This window comes from Natronococcus roseus (assembly GCF_043677095.1).
Taxonomy (GTDB): Archaea; Halobacteriota; Halobacteria; order Halobacteriales; family Natrialbaceae; genus Natronococcus; species Natronococcus roseus.
This window is the reverse complement of record NZ_JBHLJR010000002.1, coordinates 375,960-396,685: the sequence shown is the minus strand read 5'-3', so window position 1 is coordinate 396,685 and position 20,726 is coordinate 375,960. Positions and strand designations below refer to the sequence as shown.

Annotated in this window: 24 protein-coding genes; 11 read left to right on the top strand and 13 right to left on the bottom strand. The window is 66.0% G+C overall.

Annotated elements, in window-relative coordinates:
- Positions 1-151: 151 nt before the first annotated feature.
- Positions 152-1,765: a sodium/phosphate symporter gene (locus ACFEMD_RS06565; RefSeq protein WP_394740179.1), complete on the top strand. Its 1,614-nt coding sequence runs from the start codon at positions 152-154 to the stop codon at positions 1,763-1,765.
- A gap of 41 nt (positions 1,766-1,806) precedes the next feature.
- On the opposite strand, the gene ACFEMD_RS06560 is transcribed toward ACFEMD_RS06565, so the two are convergent.
- Positions 1,807-2,742, bottom strand: a complete 936-nt coding sequence (locus tag ACFEMD_RS06560) for an alpha/beta hydrolase (protein ID WP_394740178.1) — start codon at positions 2,740-2,742, stop codon at positions 1,807-1,809.
- 123 nt (positions 2,743-2,865) lie between these two features.
- On the opposite strand from ACFEMD_RS06560, the gene ACFEMD_RS06555 reads away from it, so the two are divergent.
- The 3 genes from ACFEMD_RS06555 (at position 2,866) to ACFEMD_RS06545 (ending at position 6,291) form a co-directional block, all read left to right on the top strand.
- Positions 2,866-3,495: a cupredoxin domain-containing protein gene (locus tag ACFEMD_RS06555; RefSeq protein ID WP_394740177.1), complete on the top strand. Its 630-nt coding sequence runs from the start codon at positions 2,866-2,868 to the stop codon at positions 3,493-3,495.
- Positions 3,496-3,600: 105 nt separating this feature from the next.
- The gene (locus tag ACFEMD_RS06550; RefSeq protein WP_394740176.1) at positions 3,601-5,376 is read left to right on the top strand and encodes a PAS domain-containing protein; all 1,776 of its coding nucleotides are present in this window, start codon (positions 3,601-3,603) and stop codon (positions 5,374-5,376) included.
- Between the two features lie 369 nt (positions 5,377-5,745).
- Positions 5,746-6,291, top strand: a complete 546-nt coding sequence (locus tag ACFEMD_RS06545; protein WP_394740175.1) for a hypothetical protein — start codon at positions 5,746-5,748, stop codon at positions 6,289-6,291.
- Between the two features lie 13 nt (positions 6,292-6,304).
- Here the strand turns inward: ACFEMD_RS06545 and ACFEMD_RS06540 are convergent, their stop codons facing one another.
- The 4 genes from ACFEMD_RS06540 to ACFEMD_RS06525 all read right to left on the bottom strand — a co-directional run bounded on the left by ACFEMD_RS06540 (position 6,305) and on the right by ACFEMD_RS06525 (position 9,081).
- Positions 6,305-6,736, bottom strand: a complete 432-nt coding sequence (locus tag ACFEMD_RS06540; RefSeq protein WP_394740173.1) for a hypothetical protein — start codon at positions 6,734-6,736, stop codon at positions 6,305-6,307.
- Positions 6,737-6,738: 2 nt separating this feature from the next.
- Positions 6,739-7,260: a DUF7342 family protein gene (locus tag ACFEMD_RS06535; protein WP_394740172.1), complete on the bottom strand. Its 522-nt coding sequence runs from the start codon at positions 7,258-7,260 to the stop codon at positions 6,739-6,741.
- Between the two features lie 105 nt (positions 7,261-7,365).
- Positions 7,366-8,532 (bottom strand): acyl-CoA dehydrogenase family protein, encoded by a 1,167-nt coding sequence (locus tag ACFEMD_RS06530; protein ID WP_394740171.1) that lies wholly within the window; start codon positions 8,530-8,532, stop codon positions 7,366-7,368.
- 93 nt (positions 8,533-8,625) lie between these two features.
- Entirely contained in the window at positions 8,626-9,081 is a 456-nt protein-coding gene (locus ACFEMD_RS06525) for a DUF7575 domain-containing protein (protein WP_394740170.1), read from the bottom strand.
- Positions 9,082-9,859: 778 nt separating this feature from the next.
- On the opposite strand from ACFEMD_RS06525, the gene ACFEMD_RS06520 reads away from it, so the two are divergent.
- The 4 genes from ACFEMD_RS06520 (at position 9,860) to ACFEMD_RS06505 (ending at position 13,069) form a co-directional block, all read left to right on the top strand.
- Positions 9,860-10,354 carry a polymer-forming cytoskeletal protein gene (locus ACFEMD_RS06520; RefSeq protein WP_394740169.1) on the top strand — a complete coding sequence of 165 codons (495 nt, stop codon included), beginning with the start codon at positions 9,860-9,862 and terminating at the stop codon, positions 10,352-10,354.
- Between the two features lie 165 nt (positions 10,355-10,519).
- Positions 10,520-11,374: a VOC family protein gene (locus tag ACFEMD_RS06515; RefSeq protein WP_394740168.1), complete on the top strand. Its 855-nt coding sequence runs from the start codon at positions 10,520-10,522 to the stop codon at positions 11,372-11,374.
- A gap of 223 nt (positions 11,375-11,597) precedes the next feature.
- Positions 11,598-12,764 (top strand): DUF7344 domain-containing protein, encoded by a 1,167-nt coding sequence (locus tag ACFEMD_RS06510; RefSeq protein ID WP_394740167.1) that lies wholly within the window; start codon positions 11,598-11,600, stop codon positions 12,762-12,764.
- Complete coding sequence (locus ACFEMD_RS06505) at positions 12,764-13,069, top strand: HalOD1 output domain-containing protein (protein ID WP_394740166.1); 306 nt, start codon at positions 12,764-12,766, stop codon at positions 13,067-13,069. The genes ACFEMD_RS06510 and ACFEMD_RS06505 overlap by 1 nt, the downstream gene beginning before the upstream one ends.
- A gap of 368 nt (positions 13,070-13,437) precedes the next feature.
- On the opposite strand, the gene ACFEMD_RS06500 is transcribed toward ACFEMD_RS06505, so the two are convergent.
- From ACFEMD_RS06500 to ACFEMD_RS06490, 3 genes are all read right to left on the bottom strand, one after another.
- Complete coding sequence (locus tag ACFEMD_RS06500; RefSeq protein ID WP_394740165.1) at positions 13,438-13,575, bottom strand: hypothetical protein; 138 nt, start codon at positions 13,573-13,575, stop codon at positions 13,438-13,440.
- Positions 13,576-13,787: 212 nt separating this feature from the next.
- Complete coding sequence (locus tag ACFEMD_RS06495; RefSeq protein ID WP_394740164.1) at positions 13,788-14,072, bottom strand: HalOD1 output domain-containing protein; 285 nt, start codon at positions 14,070-14,072, stop codon at positions 13,788-13,790.
- A gap of 116 nt (positions 14,073-14,188) precedes the next feature.
- The gene (locus tag ACFEMD_RS06490) at positions 14,189-14,566 is read right to left on the bottom strand and encodes a hypothetical protein (protein ID WP_394740163.1); all 378 of its coding nucleotides are present in this window, start codon (positions 14,564-14,566) and stop codon (positions 14,189-14,191) included.
- 274 nt (positions 14,567-14,840) lie between these two features.
- Between ACFEMD_RS06490 and ACFEMD_RS06485 the strand changes: the two genes are divergently transcribed.
- The 3 genes from ACFEMD_RS06485 (at position 14,841) to ACFEMD_RS06475 (ending at position 17,630) form a co-directional block, all read left to right on the top strand.
- Complete coding sequence (locus ACFEMD_RS06485; protein WP_394740162.1) at positions 14,841-15,242, top strand: ribbon-helix-helix domain-containing protein; 402 nt, start codon at positions 14,841-14,843, stop codon at positions 15,240-15,242.
- A gap of 310 nt (positions 15,243-15,552) precedes the next feature.
- Positions 15,553-15,804 carry a hypothetical protein gene (locus tag ACFEMD_RS06480; protein ID WP_394740161.1) on the top strand — a complete coding sequence of 84 codons (252 nt, stop codon included), beginning with the start codon at positions 15,553-15,555 and terminating at the stop codon, positions 15,802-15,804.
- Positions 15,805-16,481: 677 nt separating this feature from the next.
- Positions 16,482-17,630, top strand: coding sequence for a glycosyltransferase family 2 protein (locus ACFEMD_RS06475; RefSeq protein ID WP_394740160.1), 1,149 nt, complete (start codon positions 16,482-16,484; stop codon positions 17,628-17,630).
- A gap of 95 nt (positions 17,631-17,725) precedes the next feature.
- Here ACFEMD_RS06475 and ACFEMD_RS06470 read toward each other — a convergent pair whose 3' ends face one another.
- The 5 genes from ACFEMD_RS06470 to ACFEMD_RS06450 form a co-directional block, all read right to left on the bottom strand.
- A complete protein-coding gene (locus tag ACFEMD_RS06470; RefSeq protein WP_394740159.1) occupies positions 17,726-18,202 on the bottom strand; it encodes an FKBP-type peptidyl-prolyl cis-trans isomerase in 477 nt (158 codons plus the stop codon).
- A gap of 323 nt (positions 18,203-18,525) precedes the next feature.
- The gene (locus ACFEMD_RS06465; RefSeq protein ID WP_394740158.1) at positions 18,526-18,972 is read right to left on the bottom strand and encodes a hypothetical protein; all 447 of its coding nucleotides are present in this window, start codon (positions 18,970-18,972) and stop codon (positions 18,526-18,528) included.
- Positions 18,969-19,532: a DUF7342 family protein gene (locus ACFEMD_RS06460; protein ID WP_394740157.1), complete on the bottom strand. Its 564-nt coding sequence runs from the start codon at positions 19,530-19,532 to the stop codon at positions 18,969-18,971. Before ACFEMD_RS06460 ends, ACFEMD_RS06465 begins: the two co-directional genes overlap by 4 nt.
- 731 nt (positions 19,533-20,263) lie before the next feature.
- Entirely contained in the window at positions 20,264-20,416 is a 153-nt protein-coding gene (locus ACFEMD_RS06455) for a hypothetical protein (protein WP_394740156.1), read from the bottom strand.
- Positions 20,417-20,570: 154 nt separating this feature from the next.
- Positions 20,571-20,696 carry a hypothetical protein gene (locus ACFEMD_RS06450; RefSeq protein ID WP_394740155.1) on the bottom strand — a complete coding sequence of 42 codons (126 nt, stop codon included), beginning with the start codon at positions 20,694-20,696 and terminating at the stop codon, positions 20,571-20,573.
- Positions 20,697-20,726 lie beyond the last annotated feature (30 nt).

The following is a 20,726-nucleotide window of genomic DNA, read 5'->3' as shown; positions in this document are numbered from 1 at the left end:
CACGCCCGCCGTGAACGGCGGGACTCTCTCGCTGTTGAAAGGTAGTTAGATCCGCGCCGGACGAGAGCTCGAGACGGCTGTCGAGCATTCGAATAAATTTCCGGTCCGGAGTCGGAATCGTTAACTCGGTACCGCGACCGCGTACAGTCGGATGGTCCGTCGGCGACTCGCGATCGTAGCCCTCACCGTTTTCGCGGTCGCGTTCGCGGTTCGGATGGCGCCGACGCTGTGGACGCCGTACCCGTTCAATCCGGACGGGTTCGTGTTCGCCGCCCAGGCCCGCGACAGTATCGCGGCCGGCTCGCTCGTCGAGACGGTCGAGCCCTACGGCTACACGTTCCCGACGCTGCTCTCGATCGTCGCGCTCGTCACCGCGGTCGCACCGCTGTGGATCGCACAGCCGACCATCGCGTTCGTCGGCGCCGTCCCGTCGGTGATCGCGGTGGTGCTGACCTGGCGGATCGCCGACCGGCGCGGGACCACGCCCTCGGTGACCGCCGTCGCGTCGCTGGCGGCCGGAACGACCCTCGCGCTCGAGGGCGTGTTCCTTCGGCGCACGGTGGCCGTGAGCTACGAGGTCCTGGGCATCCTGTTCGTTCCGCTGGTGGCGATCGCGGCGTACCGTTTCTTCCGAACCGAGCGGCGGCGCTGGGGGCTCGTGACGGGCGCGTTCCTGCTCGTGCTCCCGATCACGCACCACCTGAGCGCGATCGTGGCCGCGCTGACGCTGACGGCCGTCTGCGTGCTGGCCGGACTGAGAACCTGGCGGCGTCGGGCGCTCAGTGTGGTGCTTCTCGTCGTCGTGTGGGCCTACGTCGGCGCGTACTACTGGGTCGTCGACCCGTCGTACACGGGCGAACCCGTCGAGCAGTACGGGCTGTTCGTCGCCTGGATCGTGTTGCTGTGTGCGCTCGCGTACTGGCTGTCGACCGCGGCTCCGGCCGTCGTTCGCGGGACGGTCGGCGGGGGGTTGCTGTTCGGGTTCGCGGTCGTAGTCGCGGACGCCGTCTGGGGCGTGTTCCCGGGGACGATGGCACCGCCGTCGCTGTTGCTCGTTCTCCTCGCGCCACTGGTCGTGCTCGCCGCGCTCGGAAGCTGGGGCGTTCCGAGCGCGACCGGGCCATATGGCCCTCGAGCGGTCGTGTTGGCGCTGTTGCTCGCCCCGCTCGTCTGGGTCGGGTTCTCGCTCACGCGGGGTGTCGACCCGGCCATCGAGATCTTCGTCCAGCGCGGGCAGACGTTCGCCCACCTCGCCGTCGTCGTCAGCGCCGGCGTCGCGATTGTCGACCTCGTCGGCCGTGCGAGCCCTCGAGCGCGGCGAACGGTCGCCGTCTCGCTCGCGCTCGTCCTCTGTCTGTGTGCGCTGGCCTCGCTTCCGATCGCGTTCCTCGGGCTCGAGGCGCTGTCCTACCAGGGGACGACGACCGGCGAGGAGTTCGCGGCCGCGACGTTCGCGACGACGACGCTGGAGGCCGAGTGGACGAGCGACGATCACCTCACCCGGATCGCCGGCAACTACTACGAGGCCGGCGGGTCGTCCCAGCCGGCCGCGGACTGGCTGCGAGAAGGGGGTGGCGAACTGCACTGTCCGACGGCCCTGCAGTCGTCGTGGCAGACCGTCGGCGCCCAGCAGTATCCGGAGGCGCCGGTTACGATCTCGCAGCCGGCGTACGACGCGGCGATCGACGGCGGACACGCGATCTACGCGACGACCGGGAGCGATCCGGTGACGATTGTCGTGCCGACGGGAACGGTGGCCTGCTGATCGGATCTGAGAGGTGCCACGGCAGCCGTAGCTTGCCGCAGTCAGTCGGATCGGAACGCATCGGCGAGATCCGCGGCGACGTCGGCGATAGCCTCGTGGGTACGGTCGACGTCGCGCATCGTCATGAACCCGTGGACCATCGCCTCGTAGTTCTCGTAGCGTGTGGCGACGCCGTCACGGACGAGCTGTTCGGCGTAGGCCTTCCCGCCGTCACGAAGGGGATCGAACCCCGCGGTGACGATCGTCGCCGGCGCGACGCCGGAGAGGTCGCCGGCGTTCGTCGGGTCGGCGTAGGGGTTTCGTTCGTGAACGTCGCTCTCGTAGTAGCAGTTCCGGAACCACTCCATATCTTCCGCCTCGAGCACGATCCCCGCGTGTTCTCGCATCGAGGGCTGATCGGGATCGATCCCGACGCTCGGATAGAGCAGCGCCTGGTGGGCGATCTCGGGACCGTCGCGCTCGGCGGCCATGAGCGCGGCGACGGCCGCGAGAGTTCCGCCGGCGGAGTCGCCCGCGACCGCGAGGCGTCCGGTGCCGGCGATGGCGTCCGGGTTGGCGGCCGCCCACTCGACGGCGGCGTAAGCGTCCTCGACGGCCGCGGGAAACGGGTGCTCGGGGGCGAGGCGGTAGTCGACCGAGAGCACGGCACAGCCGCTCTCCCGCGTGAGCTGGCGACACAGCCAGTCGTGCGTGGCGATACTCCCCAGCACGTACCCGCCGCCGTGGAAGAACGCGATCGTCGGGAACGGTCCGTCCGCCTCGGGCAGGTAGAGACGAGCGTCGAGGTCGCCAGCGCGTCCGGGAATCGTCCGGTCGACCGTTCGTCCCACCTGCGGCGGGTTTCGGTTCTCGACCCACATCGTCACGCGGGTGACGTATCGGAGGAGCTTCAGGCCGCGACGGCTGTGCGGTAGCGAAAACCGGTTCTGGCGCTCGAGCGCCGCCTTCGCCTGCGGATCGATCCGGTCGGCGTGCATAGCCGATCGTTCGTCGACTCGAGGGAAGGTGTTCCGATTCGGGCGTTCGTGCTGTGGTTGGTGACTTGTTAACCGGCTGTTATCTGCATGGTATCTATAGTAGCGAAAACTGAAACTCACATTATGAGACAATCAGTAGACTGTTCCCGACGCCAGGCGCTGGGGCTCTCCGGTGGAACGGCGATGGCCGCTCTCGCTGCCGGCTGTCTCGGTGGGGGAGAAACGAGCGACGAAAACGGGGACGTCGACGACGACTCCGGCGACGACGGCAACGAGAGTCGGACCGAGGCGCCCGATAGCGGTAGTGACGACGGAGAGGGCCCGATAGACGGAGGCAACGAGGACGAAGCCGAGACGTCGGAGCCGAACACCGACGACGAGGACGAAGACGATGGTTCCCGCGACGGAAGCGAGGCGTGGACCGACGTCGACGAGATCGTACTGAGCGCTACGACCGCCGGATGGAAAGGAGTCGAACCGGAGCCGATCGAGGGCGAGAAGAATCCGTCCATCGTACTCGAGGAGGGCCGAGAGTACGTCCTCAGCTGGAAAAACGAGGACGGCCAGCCCCACAACATCGAGATCTGGGACGAGAACGGCGAGCGCGTCGACGACTACGGGACCGAGCTGATGGAGACGGAGGGGTCGATCCAGTCGCTCGAGTTCGAGGCGTCCGCGGAGATGGCCGAGTACGTCTGCGAGATCCACGCCGGGTGGCAAAAGCGCGGGCGGATCGAGATCGAGCACCCCTAATCAGGTTCGAACGCGTGCGGTGCTCGAGACCGCGAGCCCTGACGGTGTCTGTGAGGCAAGGAATTTATATTCACAGATTCGAACTACTGAATAGTATCAGCCGTGATGGGAGGGCTTTCCGACACGGTCGACGTGCTGTACGTCGATGGAGCGGCGGACGCCACGGAAACAATCGCGAGTGCGCTCGAGGAAGCTGCCGACGGGCTCGCGGTCGAGACGGCGTCGAGCGTTGCGGCGACGATAGCGCGGCTTTCGACTGCGACCGTCGACTGCGTCGTCTCGGAGTACGAGCTGGTCGACGGGACCGGGATCGAGCTGCTGAACGCGGTTCGCGAGGAGTATCCGGCGCTCCCGTTCGTGTTGTTCACCGAGGATGGTAACGAGGCAATCGCCAGCGAGGCGATTTCGGCCGGCGTGACCGAGTACGTCAGGAAGGACGGTGGAGCGAGTCAGTACGTCACGCTGGCGAACCGGATCGAGGAGACGGTGACGGCGTCGACGGCGAGACGGTTCAAACGGGTTACGAGCCACGATCCGCTGGGAATCCTCGAGCGGATCGACGACGCGTTCCTCGCGCTCGACGACGACTGGCGGGTCGTGTACGTCAACGAACGGGCGAAAGCCGTCTTCGGAACGGCCGGGGAGGAACTGCTCGGCAACTCGCTGTGGGAAACCTTCGACGAGGCGACGGACACCCCGTTTTACGACCACTACCGGGAGGCGAAGGCTACCAACGAGCCCCGAACGATCGAGGAGTACTTCGAGCCGTGGGACCGGTGGTACAGAGAACACATCTACCCGTCGGAGAACGGACTCACCGTTCTCTTTCACGATATTACCGAACAGAAGCGACGGGAGCGACGCTACCGCGCGGTGTTCGAGAACACCTACCAGTTCACCGGGCTGTTAGAACCGGACGGCACGCTCGTCGAGGCGAACGAGACCGCACTCGAGTTCGGCGGGCTGGAGCGAGACGACGTCGTCGGGAAGAAGATGTGGGAGACGGCGTGGTTCCAGCACTCGGCGGACACCCGGGAACGAGCGCGGGACGCCGTCGAGCGGGCGGCAAACGGCGAGTTCGTTCGACACAAGCTTCCGGTACGGGGTGCCGATCGGGAGGCGATCATCGACTTCTCCATGCGACCGCTGACCGACGAACGGGGGACCGTGACGCTTCTCATCCCCGAGGGTCGGGACATCACCGAGCTGATGGAACGAGAGCAGGCGCTGCAACGACAGCGCGACCGACTCGACGAGTTCGCGGGCGTCGTGAGTCACGACCTCCGAAACCCGCTGAACGTCGCGACGGGACGGCTCGAGCTCGCTCGAGAGGAGTGCGACAGCGAGCACCTCGACGGGATCGAGACCGCCCTCGATCGGATCGATCGGATCACCGAGGACGTGCTCTGGCTGGCGCGCGAGGGACGCGATATCGGCTCCCGGGACGCCGTTCGGCTCCGCGACGCCGTCGACGCCGCCTGGGAGCTCGTCGCCGACGGAACCGACCGAGCGGAGCTTCGCTACGACGACGATCTCGCCTCGGCGACGGTCGAGGCCGACGGCGACCGGTTCCAGCAGCTCCTCGAGAACCTGCTCCGGAACGCCATCGACCACGGCGGCGAGGACGTGACCGTCACCGTCGGAACGACCGATCGGGGGTTCTACCTCGAGGACGACGGCCCGGGGATACCCGAAAGCCGGCGCGAGGACGTGTTCGCCGGCGGCTACTCGACGAGCGACGGCGGAACCGGGTTCGGGCTGCGGATCGTCGAGCGGATCGCCGACGCTCACGGCTGGGACGTTCGGCTCGGCGACGGTTCGGACGGCGCTCGATTCGACATCCTGTGTGACGTCGACGGCGTCCGCTCCGTCCGAAACTGAGTTCTCGGGTATGCTGGGCGTTCGACGTGGATTGTCGGTTCGCCTGCGCTGGCCCCCTCGAGTCGATCAAGAAACTTATGCCGACTGAACGATAACTATTAATAGGGACCGAGGGTCCTCGCGCGGGAACGCGACGGTTTTTGACACACCCCGTCTGTGCCACCGCGCGTCGAGATCCCCTCGGTCCCACCTATTTCGGACGGGGCGTTGAAACTATCGTCTGCACTCACTCCCTGAAAGGACCGTCCACGATCGGGAGTTCGCCGGAGCGTGACTCCGATCGCCGGACCGACGACCGACGCGACGGCCGAGCGGACCGCGTTCGCACCGCACAAAGCACTTATCTGCCGACTCGAGTGGCTGCGTACGATGACGTCCAATCGTACCGGAACGGGTACTCCGGTGACGCCTCCCGTGAGCCGCCGTCGGTATCTCGCCGTCGGCGCTACCGTCGGAACGGCAGCCGTTGCCGGCTGCTCGACCGCCGTGGATTTCCTCGCGGGGCTAGTTCTCGAGGACGTCAACGTGTTGAACGGCGGGGAGCAGGGTCTCGCCGGCTCGGTCGAGGTAACAGGTCCCGACGGCTCGCTCGTCCTCGAGGATCGGTTCGATCTCGCTCCGGGCGGCGACGACGCCGGCGAGGACGCACAGGCTACGTACGACGACGTGTTGACCGACTCGGGCGAGTACGCCGTGACGCTCGAACTCGACGACGAGGACGGGGACAAGGACGCACTCGGCGATGATGGGGACGAGGACACGCTCGACGACCGGGTACTCGAGGACTCCGTCGAGGTCGCCGAGCCGGACGACGAGCACGTGATCGTGTTTTTCGGAGCCGACGAAACGGACGATGCCGTCGCGATGACGGCGATCGAGAAGCTGAGCGAGCTCGAGGAGCGCGACGAGTTCTGAACCCGATTCGGAGTCACGTCGTTTTCAGCCTCGACGAAGTGAGAGACATGACCTCCCAGACGAGGCGTGCAGGGGTGAGCGAGCCGAAGGAATGTGGTTCGTACGAATACGCCGTTCCGGTAGCGTTTCGTTCCTGGAAATGACCCCATCCGTCGACGTGCGGGTTCGGTTCATGGTGCCATCCGAAATCGGCCGTCGCGTCGCTGTAGTGGAACGAGAACTCGGGAATGGCGTCGGCAGTCTCCCCTGCAAACCAGCGGACGGTGAACGTGGCGTCTTCGCTGTCGCGCCCCCATCGTTTCGTTTCCAGCCGTGCGACAACCCGTGTAAACTCGCCCGCTGGAAACCCCCGCACCTCGGTGACTATCGGGTGGCGTTCGAGCTCTTGCTGGATGGCGCGAAGCGCCCGGTGAGATGCCGCCGCCGAGTCGTACGTGTCACCCATCTCTACGCCGATGCGCGGAAGTCTTGGCTGTACGTCCGGTAGTTCTCGATCGCGTCCTCGACGATAGTGAGCCGGTATGCCACGAGTTCCCAGTCGCTTGCAGTCGTCCGAATCTCCCGCGTCTGTTCGGCGGTTTCCGTGTCCGCAGCGCGGTCACGGAGGTCGACAGGCGAGTCGACGCCGTACTCCTCGCGCCACCCCTCGATCTCGGATTGGAGGTCAGCTTTCAGCTGTACGAGTTCGTCGTGATCGTATCGGTCCAGCAGCTCTCGGAGCGTCTGCATCCGCGTGTGGAGCGGGTCGGGCATATAGTGCGTCGTTCCCGCTCGTTCGCTTTTCAGTAGCACGTTCAGATCGACGAGTCGCTCGAGATGATCTCGAGCTGTGTTCTCCGCGACTGCTGCCTCGTCCGCGATAACCGACGCCGAACGGGGCTGCGAGACTGTGCTGGCGATCGATTGGACGCGATCGAACGCACTCGTGTGCTCCTTCCACGCTTCGATACCGGGACCCGGATCGGACATGCTCCCTCCTACGATCGATACCTCAATAAAGCTTCTTGGAAGTCAAATAATTAGATCGCGTTCACTGACTTGCTATGCCGACGTCGAGGCGCCCCGAACGAGCGCTCAGAGCAACCGATCGGCGATAATGCGTTTCTGGATCTCGTTCGTCCCCTCGAAGATCTTCGTGAGGCGGGCGTCCCGCCAGTATCGCTCCGCGTCGAACTCCGTCGTATAGCCGTAGCCGCCGTGGACCTGGATCCCGTCGCTGGTGACCTCCTCGGCGACCTCGGTGGCGAACAGCTTCGCCATCGCGGCCTGGGCGTCGGCGCGCTCGCCCTGATCGACCGCTTGCGCGACGAGCAGCGTCAGCGCCCTCGCGGCCTCGGTCCGGGTCGCCATCTCGGCGAGCTTGAATCGGAGCGCCTGAAACTCCGCGATCGGCTGGTCGAACTGCTCGCGCTCTTTGGCGTAGGATACGGCGTCCTCGAGGGCGCCGCGAGCGAGGCCGACGGCCCGCGCGGCGGTGTGGACGCGGCCCTCCTCGAAGAACTCCATGATTTGGTAGAACCCCTGACCCTCCTCGCGGCCGACGAGCTTGTCCTCGCCGACTCGCACGTCGTCGAAGTTCACGGTCCACGTGTCCCAGCCGTGGTAGCCGATCTTGTCGATCGGCTGCCCGCTCAACCCGTCTCGGTCGAAGGTACCGGCGGGTTTCTCGACGATGAACCCCGAGATTCCGGCGTGGGCCGGGTCGGCGTCGGGATCGGTAACGGCGTACGTGAGGATGAAGTCGGAGCCCTTCGCGAACGTGGTCCACATCTTCTGGCCGTTCAGGACGTACTCGTCGCCGTCCTTCTCGGCGCGGGTGCGCATGTTCGCGACGTCGGAGCCGGCGTCCGACTCGGAGATCGCGATGCTCTTGAGCAGGTCGCCGCGGGCCATCTTCGGGAGGTATCGCTCCTTCTGGGCCTCGGTCGCCCCGGCGAGGCTCTGCCCGCGGGCGATGATGCTCCCGACGCTGAGCCAGCCGCGGGACAGCTCCTCCGCGAGAACGGCGTAGGCCTTCAGGTCCAGGCCGAGCCCGTCGTACTCCTCGTCGATGAGGATCCCGAAAAATCCCATCTCGCCGAGCTGGCGGACGAGGTCGTCGGACATGCGTTCGCCGTCGGGGTCGCGCTCGCGGGCCTCGGGACGGACCTCGTTTTCGACGAACGTTCGGGTCTCGTCCCGGAGCATCCGGTGTTCGGTGCTGAGCACGCTGTCGGCGATGGTGGTCTCGAACGCGTTCACGCCCTCCCGTTGCGGGCGGGCGGACGTAGTTCTGTGCCACACCGGATGCAGCGGGATCGCCAGCGTTCCGACACGGCGCTCGAGGGGCCGCTCTCAGCGAGGGGCGTCGTTCGCCTCCTCGTCGTCCTCGCCCGCCTTGAGCTGGGTCGTACACCAGTGGCAGAACTCGAGGTCGGGATCCAGCTCCTTCCCGCAGTGTGGACAGGAGGGGGCGGCGTCCTCGTCCGCGGAGGGGGCGGTCGGCTCGCCGTGAGCGGACGACTCGCTCCCGGCGGCTGGCCGCCGGGCGATCAGGTACGCGTCCACGACGCTGAGCGCGACGATGGCGTACATCGGCCACACGGCGAGCAGTGCGTCGGTGTCCGGGTTCCCGCCGGCGAGGGTCTCGAAGGCCGCCTGGTCGACGAGGAGGAACGTGACGAGCACCGATGCGGCGAGCCAGCCGACGGCGCGACGCAGCCGCCAGAGGTAGAGGTGGCCCAGCCCGGTGACGAGTGCTGCGAGGAGCGCTGCGAGCCACGGTCGCTTCCGGGACGTCGACTGGGACATGTCCTGACTAGACGGTCAGTAAGGATAAGTGCTCTCCCTTCGGTTCGATCCGCGCCGACGGCGGTCGGATCGAGGACGCCGTCGCGGCCGAATCGACTACACGCCGGTCCTGAAGCGATCGGCGTCGAGAGCGATGGAGTCGTCTATTTCGATCCGCTCGGACGTCTCGGATACTGCGGTTCCGCGATAACCCTCGAGCGAGGATGTCTACGGACGTTCTCGAACGGACACCCCACCGTTTCCGAAGCCTCGAGCCGTTGAGACGGTTTGGATGTCGTACAATCGGGACGGTTCGAGTGTCACGCTCCCGGAGTGGGATCGCCGAGTGGAGACCCAGCGAGATCGACGGATGAGGACCCGGTTGGCTCGAGGCGAGTGCGGAAGCCGTCGGACGAATCTCGTCGCAGTCGGTGGGGAGGCGAGTTGTTCGTGCGAGGTTTGGCGTAAACCTCGTTTTGCGCCGTAACGATTCCGCGCGGAGCGCGGACTCGCGAGGCCGAAAGGGGGAGTCTGAACGGTGCCCGTGTCGACCACTCCGGGCGAGACTGCTCGCGGCGGCGTCGAGACGGAAGAGTCTACTGCAGCGTCGAACTCGAGGAACGAACCCCGTCGGGACACGCTTTGCGGTCCGACGACGACGGGAGCTCCGACGACGGGAGCTCCGACGGCTCGAGGAGTGGCCCGGGGCTGAGACCGGAAGTTTGTTTAAAATCACTCCCTGCAGGAAAACACTACTCCTACTCGCGTTTCTTAGTGACTCCGATCTCGAGGGGTAACCATGGAACGACCGGCGACTCGACGACAGTATCTGGCAGTGCTCGGCAGTGGAGTAGCGGTCGGCCTGGCAGGCTGTGCCGACGACGATGACGACGAAGAGACGGACGACGCGGCCGAGGACAACGGTGCCGACGAGAACGGCGAGGACGACGGCGACCTCGGTGACGACGAGAACGGCGACGCGGACGAAGACGAGGATGCCGAAGCGGAGTACGACGACGACGAGGACGTCACCCTGTCGGGCGACGAGGAGGAGGACGGCGATATTTCGACCAGCGGGGACGTCACCCTCGAAGATGACGCGGAAGTCGAGGGCGACGTCGATGCCGGCGGCGACGTGACGATGAGCGACGACGCGGAGGTCGAGGGCGACGTAACCGCGGAGGGCGACATTACGCTCAGCGACGACGCCGAAATCGACGGCGACGCGACCGGGGCGACCGTCGAGGTCAGCGGCGACGCCGAGGTCGACGGCGAGATCGAGGAGAACGACTGACGGTCCGAGCGGGGTTTTCCTGTTCTCAGGGTTCGCGCCCGTTCGGAGCGGCTGCTGGCTACTCGCCCCGCAAAAAATAGAAAGGGCAGATGGACGCATCTCGTAGTTCCAGAAAAGTGTCACTCGGGCCGGAACCGTCTCCCGTACTGGACGCCAACACCGGCCATGACCACGGCAGGGATGTTACCGACGGCAACGCGGATGGGACGGGTCTCGCTCCGAGTGAGCGACCTCGAGCGAGTCGCTCGCTTCTACGAGGACGTGCTCGGACTCGAGGCCAGAGCGGTCGGCGACGATCGGACGGTGCTCGCCGCGGGCGGGACCCCGCTCGTCGTGCTCCGGGAGGAGTCGACGGCGCGGCCGCGACGGGACGACGAGACGGGATTGTTTCACACGGCGTTGCTCGTCCCGTCTCGAGCGGCGCTGGGCGACGCCCTCGAGCGGATCGAACGGCGCTGGCGGCTCGAGGGGACGGCGGATCACGTCGTGAGCGAGGCGCTGTACCTCTCCGATCCGGAGGGCAACGGGATCGAGGTCTACCGCGATCGACCGCGCGAGGAGTGGCCCGTCGCCGACGACGGCACGGTCGGCATCGGCACGGAACCGCTCGACGTCGAGGGCGTTCGGAGCGCGGGACGGGGTCGGGGCGGGGTTCCGGACGGGACGACCGTCGGGCACGTCCACCTCGAGGTGTCGTCGCTTCCCGACGCGCGGGAGTTCTACGTCGACGCCGTCGGCTTCGGGTGTAAACACCGGGTCGACGGTGCGCTGTTCGTCGCCGCCGGCGGCTACCACCACCACCTGGGGCTGAACGTCTGGCGGCGTCGGTCGGCACCGCCGCAGGGACGCGGGCTCGAGCGCGTCGAGGTCGTCGTTCCGGACGAGGACGGGCTCGCCGCGCTTCGAACGCGGCTCGAGGAGGCGGGACACGCGACCTCGAGCGCGCGGGACGACGGCGCGTTCGAGACGACGGATCCCGACGGGATCGAGCTTCGGTTCCGCCGGGACGACCCCAGCTGATCGCCCGTGTGGACTGCGAGTGCCCGTCGCGGCAGAACGGTACGGCGCCGAAGCCGAGAGGGGCGCTCACGCGAGGCCGCGTGTCGCCGTCCCCGTCGATCGATTCCGCGCTCGTTCGTCGGAGATGTGAACTCGTCAGGAACGGATACTCTCCGGGATCGGCTAGTAGATAGCTATTACCGGGAGTTTTATCAGCTCCTAACTCGACAAGCTATCAACAAGAATGCGAGGCGAGCAAACGAACGACGTGCTACACGCGTTACGCGACGGACGGCGTCGGGCCGTCCTGCGGCTCCTCCGAAACCGAACCGAGCCGATCTCCGAGGAGGAGGTAGCCATCCATCTCGCCGCCGCGGACGCGGAGAAGCGACTGCTCGACGTCACCGAGGGTGAGCTGGCGGAGTGGCGCGTCTCCCTCCAGCAGACTCACCTTCCGGTACTCGAGGAGGCGGGACTGATCGACTGGGGCGGGGAGACGAACGCCGTCGCGGTCTCGACGCACCCGGCGCTGCAGAGCCCGACGCTCGAGCGCATCCTCGAGACGGACCGAGTCGACTGGGACGAGATCCTCGGGGCACTCGTTCACCGCCGACGGCGCATCGCTCTGTCGGTGCTTGCCGACTACGACACGGCGCTGTCCCGGGTCGCCCTCGCTCGCGCGGTCGTCGAGCGGGAACCCGGTACCGAAACGGTCGAGACCGCCGACGCCGATCCGGTCGAGAACTGCTGTGCGGCCCTCCATCACGTCCACCTTCCGAAGCTCGCGGCGGCCGGCCTCGCCTCGTACGACGCTCGGAGCGGCGCCGTCAGCTACTGCGGCCATCCCCTCATCGAGGACACCGAGTGGTTCGACCTACACCTTCCCGAGGCGCCGCGAGCGGTCCTCTCGGTCGCCGAGCCCTCACAGGACATCTGGCGACTCGACGGGCGCGCGAACGTGATCGAGCACTGCCGCGCGCTCTGTGAGTACGCCGACGACGAGCTGTTCCTGCTGTACACCGACGAGGACCTCATCGAGGCGGCGTGTCTCCGGTGTCTGCAGGACGCCGTCGACCGCGGCGTCGACGTCTACGTCGGCACGCAGACCCCGGCGATCCGAGATCGGGTCCGCGAGCAGGTACCCGGCGTCACGCTGTGGGAACCCCAGCGCGACTGGATGAACATCTCGCCCGAGCGCGAGAAGGTCGGCCGACTGCTCTTCGCCGACCGGGAAGCGATCATGCTCGGCACGCTCAGCAAACACAACGACCACGGGATTCAGAACGAGACCGCGATCACGGGTGCCGGCGAGGACAACGCCCTCGTCATGCTGGTCCGCGAGCTGCTGGGTTCGCGCCTGGATCACCTCGACGAACAGAGCGCGGACTTCCTCGAGGAGATCCCCTTCTGATGAGCGACACCGATCGGCCCCCCTCGGCGGCGGCACACGAGTACCGGTTGGCCCCCGACGAATCTCCGAGCCGCGGCGTCTGGTCGGTCGTCGCCGTACTGGAGGACTGCCCGCCGCCGGAGCTCCCGTCGCTTGCGGAAACGATCGATCCGGAGGCCTTAGACGCCGCGTTCACCGGCAAGACTGCGACCGACCACGTCTCCTTCGAGTACGCCGGCTACACGATCACGGTAACGAGCGACGCCGTTCGGGTCCGCGCGCTCGAGTGCGACGGCGACGGCGGCGACAAGTGCGACGGCGGGTGACGGTCGGCGGGTCGCGTTCGCTCGTCGGGGTGAGGAGGCTCGAGGGCCACCTTCGTCTCGACCGGGACGGCGGGTCACTCGGGAACGAGCGACGGCGACCGTTCCGCTCGAGCGGTCTCGAGCGACGGTGAGATGGGTGAGAGACTGGTCGACGGCATAGGTAAGGGACTGGTCGACGGCGTCGCCGCGGGGCGTCCGCTCGCAGCGTCGGGTGCTCGAGAACCAGCCTCATACAGTCGGACGCTACCGGCACCGCTCGTCGTTCCCGTTTGTCGGCCAGGAAGAGCCCGCGTGGCTGTCGTTTCGTCGATGCGATGAGAGTCGAGTGACGTGACTCTGCCGTCGGTATCGAGTGCGTCGCGTTCAGCTCAGCGGAGGAAGCGGCTGTACAGGCGCTCGAGCGTCCTCGCGAACGAGGTCGTCGGCGTTCCGGGGAGGTGAAGCGGGGGTTCGGCGGCGTCGACCGGCACGTCCGTCACGGCTTCTCTGGGTTCGGCGTCGTTCATACACTTGTTTGGGTCCGGGGCTATTTACATATTCGCAATAATAGTTGGTGGAAACCGAAACAAACAATCGTTATTGTGAAAGTGTATCGGGGTAGTGCATACCGAGGGCGGCAGCCGGTCTGGAGGGCCGATCGGTCTGGAGGGCGGACGATATCGCTCGGTAGTGGCTGAAGGAGCGAGCCGTGAGAACGGCGGTAGGACGGCCGTGTGTCCTACTGCGGATTGTACTCGAACTGTCGGTCGGGGTTCGAATCCGCGTTCTCCACCGGGGTGATCGAGACGGTCCCCGTCCCGTCGACGGTGACCGTGTAGTCGCCGTAGGCGAACGAGACGACGCCGGTGAAGTCGGTACGCTCGTCCGGTCGCGGGTGAACCAGGGACTCGAGGGCGTCGACGTCGATCACCGCGTGCAACGGCGGATCCAGTGCAGTCGCATCGACACCCTCGCGGGCGGCGATCCGTCGCGCGATCTCGACGCCGAGTTCTGCAGGGGCCATACCGGTTCCCACCCCGACCGAACACTTGAACTTCAGTCAGACATGCTCGCGATGAGAACGGTGGGACCGATGCGCGAGCTCGCGTGCTCGTTCGCGCCGGATCGCCCGCGGCCGGGCTACGACCGCGTTCGGTTCGCGAGCGGGGCGTCGACCGCGGCGTCCTCGAGCCCGCCGAGCCCGTACAGGTCGACGACGCTGAGGACGAGCACGGCCAGCGGGAACGCGACGTCCGCGAAGCCGGCGTGCTCGAGGCGAAGCGCGGTGAGGAGGAACGGCTCCGCGGCCGTGCGCTCGACGAGTATCGCGCCCGTGCTGAGGAACGCGAGGGCGGCGACACACAGCACGGCCCAGACGAGTCCGCGCCGCCAGTGGCCCGCGTAGAGGTGTCCCGCACCGGGCATCACGACGGCGAGTGCGTACGCCGGCCAGGTTCGGTTTCGGGTCGCGACGTCCGTTCCCCGCGACAGCAGCGTCCGGGGTCGCGTCGACGGCATCGGGTCACCGCCTCCGCGTACCGGGTCGCGGGCGGTCGCGGCTGGTCGGTTCGGGCGGTCGCGTGGAGGGTGTCATACCGTTTCCATCACGCGCGACGCTCATCAATCTCAGTCAGACGCCCGTGTGACACGTCGTGGCTCTCCCTCGCGGAAACCGGGACGAGTACCCTCGAGCGCTCGAGACAACGGTTGCGTCGGCGGCGTCCGACTCCTCGGCGGACGGGGCTGCGTGGTACCCCCAAAGATATACCACTCGTTCGCAACGTGTGACACTATGGTCAAATCGACGGTCCGGTTCCCCGAGGAGGTCCTCGAGATCGTCCAGCAGCACATCGACGAGGGGGCGTTCGCGAACAAATCGGAGTTCCAGCGCTTCGCCGTGGAGTACCTGCTGACCCATCTCGAAGACGAGTACGACCCGCTCTTGGAGGAGTTCGACGAGATCAGGGGGGAGGCGCTCGGTCCGACCGTCCCCGAGGCAACCGAGTACATCGACGAGGCCGACTCGTCGGACTTCCTGCGAACGGCGGGTCGCGTCCGACAGTGTGCGGTCCGGGGCGACCTCGAGACGGCGCGGGAGTTGATCGATACGCGGTACCCGCCCTCGAGTCCGAAGGCGATGTTGCTGGACCTGATCGTCGAGGGAGCGACGCCGAACCGGGTTCGCGGCGAGTGAGACGAGACGCGCCGTTGCAGTCGGTGGGGTACCGTCGACGCCGTCAGTCCGACGAGCTACCCGGTCGGTGAAGCCCGACACTGGGTCTAACTCGGTACAGTGTGTCGTCTCCTCGGGTCCAGTTCGATCGTTTCCCGGCATCGTTCTCGTCGCTCTCAGATCCGATCGATTCCGCGATACCGTTCTCGTTGTTCTGACCTCGTCCCCCTCCTCCGGAGCGTGTTGTCTCGGACTCTGCTCCCGTCTCGGCCACTCTCGAGTAGTGACATGCAATAGAAACGTTTTACTTGACAGGCGTTTCACACGTCGTATGCCACAGACCGTCATCGTCAACGGGGAGGAGATTCTGGTGGGGGAGAACACGACGATCACGGTACTGCGGAAAGCGGCGGGAATCTCCGAGGAGACGATCGCCTTCTACCAGACCGACAACGACGTCGTCCGCCTCCTCCAGGATGACGACGTCATCACCGAGCAGGTTCCCGAGGGCGCGACCATCGAGTTCCATCCGGGACAGATCGGGCTCAGATCCGAGGACCACTCGAACGATACTCGCCTCTGACACGAGTCGGCGGCAGGATCGGCGTCGAGGATCTCCCGTGCTCGAGCGGCTAGTTATCGCCGAATCCCGTGGTTCGACGCCGGTTCGAAAGGAGCGCGTTTCGAGGCCCACGGCGTGATCGACCCACAGTGACGGGCTCGAGTGGAGGGGTTCGTGAACGAACCGTACAGCCGGAGACGCTCGAGAGCGAGCCGTCGCCGAGGTCCGTCAGGAGGTTGTTGGCAGTCTAACGACAGTGCGTATCGACCTCCCGTTCTCCGCTTTCGTGGGTAAGCGCGGTGTCCGGGCCCGCGCCCCTACGGGTGGAGGAGCGGGACCGGCGACCGATTCGGGTGTCAGACATCGGAAATAGTAGGTTATATTGAAATATATCTTATCCAGTTATTTTTGCAGTGTACCAACAAATCGATAGACGAAATATAACTATGATGCAGCACTGATCAATTAAAGCAGTAATTATTTACCGGTTGTGCAGAAAATGGGCACCGAGAGAAAGTGTACAGCGGCATACAGAACCGACCTCCACGTATCCGGCTCGCGTTCCGATCGGGTCTCGGGGTCGAGAGCCGCTTTATCGCCGTCGACGGTCTCACGAAACCGCGGTACGGCCAGCCAACTGTCTCGAAGCGATCGTTCCGACACCCGGCAGCCGACGCAGAGCACATCTCGTTCACCCAATGATCACCCCACAACAGCACTCACCGATAGCGTCCCCAGAAGCACAGCTCGGTCTCGGACTGATTCCCGACGACGGTCGGGTCTCGCTCCGGACCGTCTCCCGAGCACGTGCCAGCAACTACGCCGTCTTCGTCCTCGACACGGGCCTCGAGGCCGACCTCGTTTCCTCCCTCGAGGAGCTGGGGGCCACCGTCCTCGAGTCCCCCGACGACGGCGAGAGTCGGCGGTCGAAGCTGGCTTCGGCCGCCGAGACCGACGGCTGTGACGGACTCGTCGTCACGGGAAGCGGCGACCGGGTCGACCTCGACGCGAGCCGCCATCGGAGCATCGCGTCGTCGTCGTTCAGCACCGAGGCCGTCACCACGGCGTCTTCGGCCGACTCCGACCGTCTGATCGGAATTCCGGCGTACAACGAAGGGGCCAGTATCGAAGCTATCGTCGATCAGGCAGCCGAGTTCGCCGCCGAGGTCGTCGTCGTCGACGACGGGAGCAGCGACGACACCGTCGAGGTCGTCGACGAAACCGACGCGACGCTGCTCGAGCACGACCACAACCAGGGGAAGGGGTCGGCGTTGCGGACGCTGTTCGAGTACGTCCGAACGACCGACTGCGACTCGCTCGTGATCCTCGACGGCGACGGCCAACACCTCCCGGAGGAGATCCCGACGGTCGCCGAACCCGTCGAGGAGGCCGGCGCCGACATGGTCATCGGCAGCCGATACCTCGAGGCCGACGAGGACGAGACGCCGAGGTACCGACGCGTCGGCCAGCAGGTGCTCGACTACCTCACGTTCGGCTCGAGCGGGACGAAGCTCTCGGACACCCAGAGCGGCTTTCGCGCGTTCTCGCGGGACGCCGTCGAGACGCTCTCGATCGAAACGACCGGGATGGGCGTCGAGAGCGAGCTCATCATGGACGCCCAGGACGCCGACCTCGAGATCACCGAGCGTCCGATCGACGTCCGGTACGAGGACGTCGACGGGCAGACGCTGAACCCGGTCCACCACGGCCTCAGCGTCGCGCTGTTTCTCGCCAGATCGATGCCCAAGCGTCGACCGGCGCTGTTCTACGGGGCGCTCGGCGCGGCGGTGGTGAGCGTCGCGGCGGTTTCCCGTTGGGTCGTCCGGGCGGCGTCCTCGAGCGAGTAACGCGTCCGTTTCTCGGCTCGGTCGGGCTCGTCGAACTCTCGGACTCGTCGTGCCGGTTCGCTCGCCGTTCTGCTGTGGATGTGCCCTCGAGGGACTCAGTGGATCTCGAGGACCTCGAGGTCGAACTCGAGGGTCTCGCCCGCTAGCTCGTGGTTGAAGTCGATGCGGACGATCTCCGGATCGATGTGCGTGACCTCGCCGACGCTGCCGTCTTTGGTCTCGATTCGGGTTCCCATCTCGAGGGAGCGCCCCTCCGACTCGAGCATCCGGTCGAACTCGACGGTGTTGTGTTCGATAACCCGGTCGTCGCGTCGCTCGCCGTAGGCCTTCTCCGGCGGGATCGTGACCGTCTTTTCCTCGCCCTCGTCCATCCCGACGAGCGCGTCGGTGACCCCCTCGATGAGCTCGCTATCGCCGACCGCGAAGGTCAGCGGCTCGAACTCGCGGTCGGGGAGGTGCTCGACCAGCCCCGTCTCCTCGGCGACCTGTTCGTCCGTCGTATCGAACACGGGGCCGTCGGCGAACCGGGCCGTGTACTCGATAGTGACCGAGTCGCCGGCTTCGATCGACATGGGTAATCGTCGGCGTTGGGGCGGATAAAGGGCTCGACGCCGAGTCGATCGCGGTCGGCGAGTGCGAGTGATGGGCTCAAGGCTCGAGAGAAGTGATGCTCGAGGTGGAAGGAGAGTGCTCGAGGTAGCTGGTGGTAGCTCGAAGTGGATAGCGGAGACTCGAGGGAGAGTCGATACCCCGAAACTCCCGCCCGTGGTGGTCGGTCGGGTCGTCGTCGCGATGTCTCCGGGTCGACTCTCGAGGTCGGCTGTCGGCCTCGAGGAACGTCTCGAGACAGTACGGGGACGAGAACGGATCCGATCGTCCCGTTCCGACTCGTCGGCTACCCCTCCCAGAAGGCCCGCTGTCGATCTTCGATCTCCTCGAGGATCCTCGAGAGGACGTCTCGCCAGTCCACTGGATGAGACGCGTCATCACCAGGCGTCGGTGCGTTCGGTCCAGGGTGGACGTGGTCGCGGGCCTTGTGATCGGACGGATGGCGATCCCACCGATGATCGAACGTTCCGTCGGTATGATCTTCGTGGTAGTGAAGCGAGAAATCTCCGTTTTCGAACCAGACGATCTCCAGACGAGCCGCCCGAACGCTGTTCGGATAGAATCGCTGCTCGTAGCGACAGACGAGCCGATCGGGCGCGAAATCGGGTCGTTTGTCTATCCGTGCGAACCGCTCGTCGGTCGAAAGCCGCTTCTCGATGAGCTCGAGTCGGTCGAAATCGATCGGCGCGCCGTCGACCGAGTCGGGCGCGGTCGCTTCGTCCTCGCCGGTCATACCGCGGGCCGCTGGTCGGCAGCGTCGCCGGACTCGCTCGTCAGCGCTCGCTCGAGAAGCGCGATCCGGCGACGAGCCGTCTTCCAGTCGGTGACCCGCTCCCAGACGTCATCGACCGACTGTCCCGTTTCGGACGCGTGGTCCGTGATCGAGATCTCGTCGGGCGACGTTCCGTCGAACGCCTCGGCGATCCCTTCGGCACGCTCCGTTTCCGCCTGCAGAAACTCGAGGAGCTCTTCGCTCGAGTACTCGTCCCGAAGGTGCTGTACGCGTCGCCAGTTCAGGTACGCCTGGTTGCGCTCGTACGTCGCGGGCGACTCGGTAACCCGCGTGACGATTCCCATTCGGCCGAACCACTCGAGATACTCCCTGGCCGCGTCGACCCCGTGACCAGCCCGCTCCGCCACCTCTCCGGCCGTGGCCGGGGTCTCGAGTCCGAGCACCGCGTCAAAGAAGTCGTCTCGCGTTCGATCCCCGCGGACGAGTTCGTCGGGGGACGTCAGGGCGTCGAACGTCGGTGGTTCGGCATCCGTCTGCCGTTCGGGATGGGGGTCCTTCATACTCCTCCTCTCGGTCTTGAGCGGAATAACTCTTTCCAGGACGGATTATTCCGTCGCTGGTCGACGCGGGCTGCTTCGAGACGGAGTTGGATCGGTGATACCGCTCTGTCAGGCGATTCTCCGACCCTCCGTATCCGCTTTCGAGGGGAGCCTCGAGCACGACCGACAGCGGTATCGTCGCTTCGTCTTCGGTCGCGTCGTTCGCTCGGCGTCGTCTGGCGCTCGAGACGGGCCGTGCTGCGGGTCTCGGCGGGAGCGGACACCTCCTCCGTGCTTCGCTGCCCGGTCGCTCGAGTTCGTCTCGATGCTCGAGGTCGAGTCGAACTCGGAGTGCCGTCCACTGCCACGGGACGGTACTTGGAGGGACGGATCCGAGACCGGAACGGACGAAACCGTCTCTCGGCCCGCGTCCCCGATTCTCACAACCTTTGACGAAACATGTAGGCTTTAGTGTACGCCTCGAGACGGTACGACCGGGCGACCTGGGTTCGGCAGGCAGAAGCGGTCGTTTGGAAACGTGTCATAGATCGCCGTTACCGACTGTCCGTTTCGCTGTCGATTCTGGGTTGCCTCCTGTCACGTGGTCGCGGCGTATCGAAGGGTCGGGGTCGGTATCGAAACCAGGCCAGTAGCAACCGTCTCGAGCCGTCGTTCGGCGACCGAGGCGAGCGGAGAGCTGTCGGCGGTCGAACGCCGAACGGAGATCGGACCGTCATCGAAGTGGCCGAAACTCACTCGAACCACTGGGTGTACTCGTCACAGCGCTCGCACGTCGCGTGGACCACCCACTCCTGGCCGCGATCGTGGTCGGTCGGCGGGACGCGAGCGAGGTTCAGCTCCGTCGCGCCACAGTCGGGACACTGGGCGGGGATGGCCTCGTTCATTTCCCGTTCGTTCCTCGGGGACCCTTGTAACAGGATGGCATGATTCCGGACGGTGAGAACGAGCGCGGAGTCGGCCTCGAGCGCTCGAGTTCGAACCGTTCCGGGAAAAACGGGGGTGTGAAACCGAGCCATCGAGTCTCGCTTCGGGTCCCGCTCAGCCGGGTGTAGGGGAGTCGGGCCCCGTCGGCGCGTCGTTCTCGCTTGGATCCTCGCGGTTGAGGATCGCCTCTCGGACTCGGTCGAACGCCGATTTGTCCGTGTGGATGGGTGGGAGTGTCATACTGCGTTTCCATGCTAGATAGTATCACGC

Bases quoted from the DNA above. Each gene is read 5' to 3' on its own strand.
- ACFEMD_RS06560 (WP_394740178.1), bottom strand. From the start codon at position 2,742: ATGCACGCCGACCGGATCGATCCGCAGGCGAAGGCGGCGCTCGAGCGC.
- ACFEMD_RS06465 (WP_394740158.1), bottom strand. From the start codon at position 18,972: ATGACCGGCGAGGACGAAGCGACCGCGCCCGACTCGGTCGACGGCGCG.
- ACFEMD_RS06520 (WP_394740169.1), top strand. From the start codon at position 9,860: ATGGAACGACCGGCGACTCGACGACAGTATCTGGCAGTGCTCGGCAGT.
- ACFEMD_RS06480 (WP_394740161.1), top strand. From the start codon at position 15,553: ATGCCACAGACCGTCATCGTCAACGGGGAGGAGATTCTGGTGGGGGAG.
- ACFEMD_RS06550 (WP_394740176.1), top strand. From the start codon at position 3,601: ATGGGAGGGCTTTCCGACACGGTCGACGTGCTGTACGTCGATGGAGCG.
- ACFEMD_RS06500 (WP_394740165.1), bottom strand. From the start codon at position 13,575: ATGAACGACGCCGAACCCAGAGAAGCCGTGACGGACGTGCCGGTCGAC.
- ACFEMD_RS06475 (WP_394740160.1), top strand. From the start codon at position 16,482: ATGATCACCCCACAACAGCACTCACCGATAGCGTCCCCAGAAGCACAG.
- ACFEMD_RS06545 (WP_394740175.1), top strand. From the start codon at position 5,746: ATGACGTCCAATCGTACCGGAACGGGTACTCCGGTGACGCCTCCCGTG.
- ACFEMD_RS06460 (WP_394740157.1), bottom strand. From the start codon at position 19,532: ATGAAGGACCCCCATCCCGAACGGCAGACGGATGCCGAACCACCGACG.
- ACFEMD_RS06485 (WP_394740162.1), top strand. From the start codon at position 14,841: ATGGTCAAATCGACGGTCCGGTTCCCCGAGGAGGTCCTCGAGATCGTC.
- ACFEMD_RS06510 (WP_394740167.1), top strand. From the start codon at position 11,598: ATGCGAGGCGAGCAAACGAACGACGTGCTACACGCGTTACGCGACGGA.
- ACFEMD_RS06540 (WP_394740173.1), bottom strand. From the start codon at position 6,736: ATGGGTGACACGTACGACTCGGCGGCGGCATCTCACCGGGCGCTTCGC.
- ACFEMD_RS06505 (WP_394740166.1), top strand. From the start codon at position 12,764: ATGAGCGACACCGATCGGCCCCCCTCGGCGGCGGCACACGAGTACCGG.
- ACFEMD_RS06565 (WP_394740179.1), top strand. From the start codon at position 152: ATGGTCCGTCGGCGACTCGCGATCGTAGCCCTCACCGTTTTCGCGGTC.
- ACFEMD_RS06535 (WP_394740172.1), bottom strand. From the start codon at position 7,260: ATGTCCGATCCGGGTCCCGGTATCGAAGCGTGGAAGGAGCACACGAGT.
- ACFEMD_RS06515 (WP_394740168.1), top strand. From the start codon at position 10,520: ATGACCACGGCAGGGATGTTACCGACGGCAACGCGGATGGGACGGGTC.
- ACFEMD_RS06490 (WP_394740163.1), bottom strand. From the start codon at position 14,566: ATGCCGTCGACGCGACCCCGGACGCTGCTGTCGCGGGGAACGGACGTC.
- ACFEMD_RS06455 (WP_394740156.1), bottom strand. From the start codon at position 20,416: ATGAACGAGGCCATCCCCGCCCAGTGTCCCGACTGTGGCGCGACGGAG.
- ACFEMD_RS06470 (WP_394740159.1), bottom strand. From the start codon at position 18,202: ATGTCGATCGAAGCCGGCGACTCGGTCACTATCGAGTACACGGCCCGG.
- ACFEMD_RS06555 (WP_394740177.1), top strand. From the start codon at position 2,866: ATGAGACAATCAGTAGACTGTTCCCGACGCCAGGCGCTGGGGCTCTCC.
- ACFEMD_RS06495 (WP_394740164.1), bottom strand. From the start codon at position 14,072: ATGGCCCCTGCAGAACTCGGCGTCGAGATCGCGCGACGGATCGCCGCC.
- ACFEMD_RS06525 (WP_394740170.1), bottom strand. From the start codon at position 9,081: ATGTCCCAGTCGACGTCCCGGAAGCGACCGTGGCTCGCAGCGCTCCTC.
- ACFEMD_RS06450 (WP_394740155.1), bottom strand. From the start codon at position 20,696: ATGACACTCCCACCCATCCACACGGACAAATCGGCGTTCGACCGAGTC.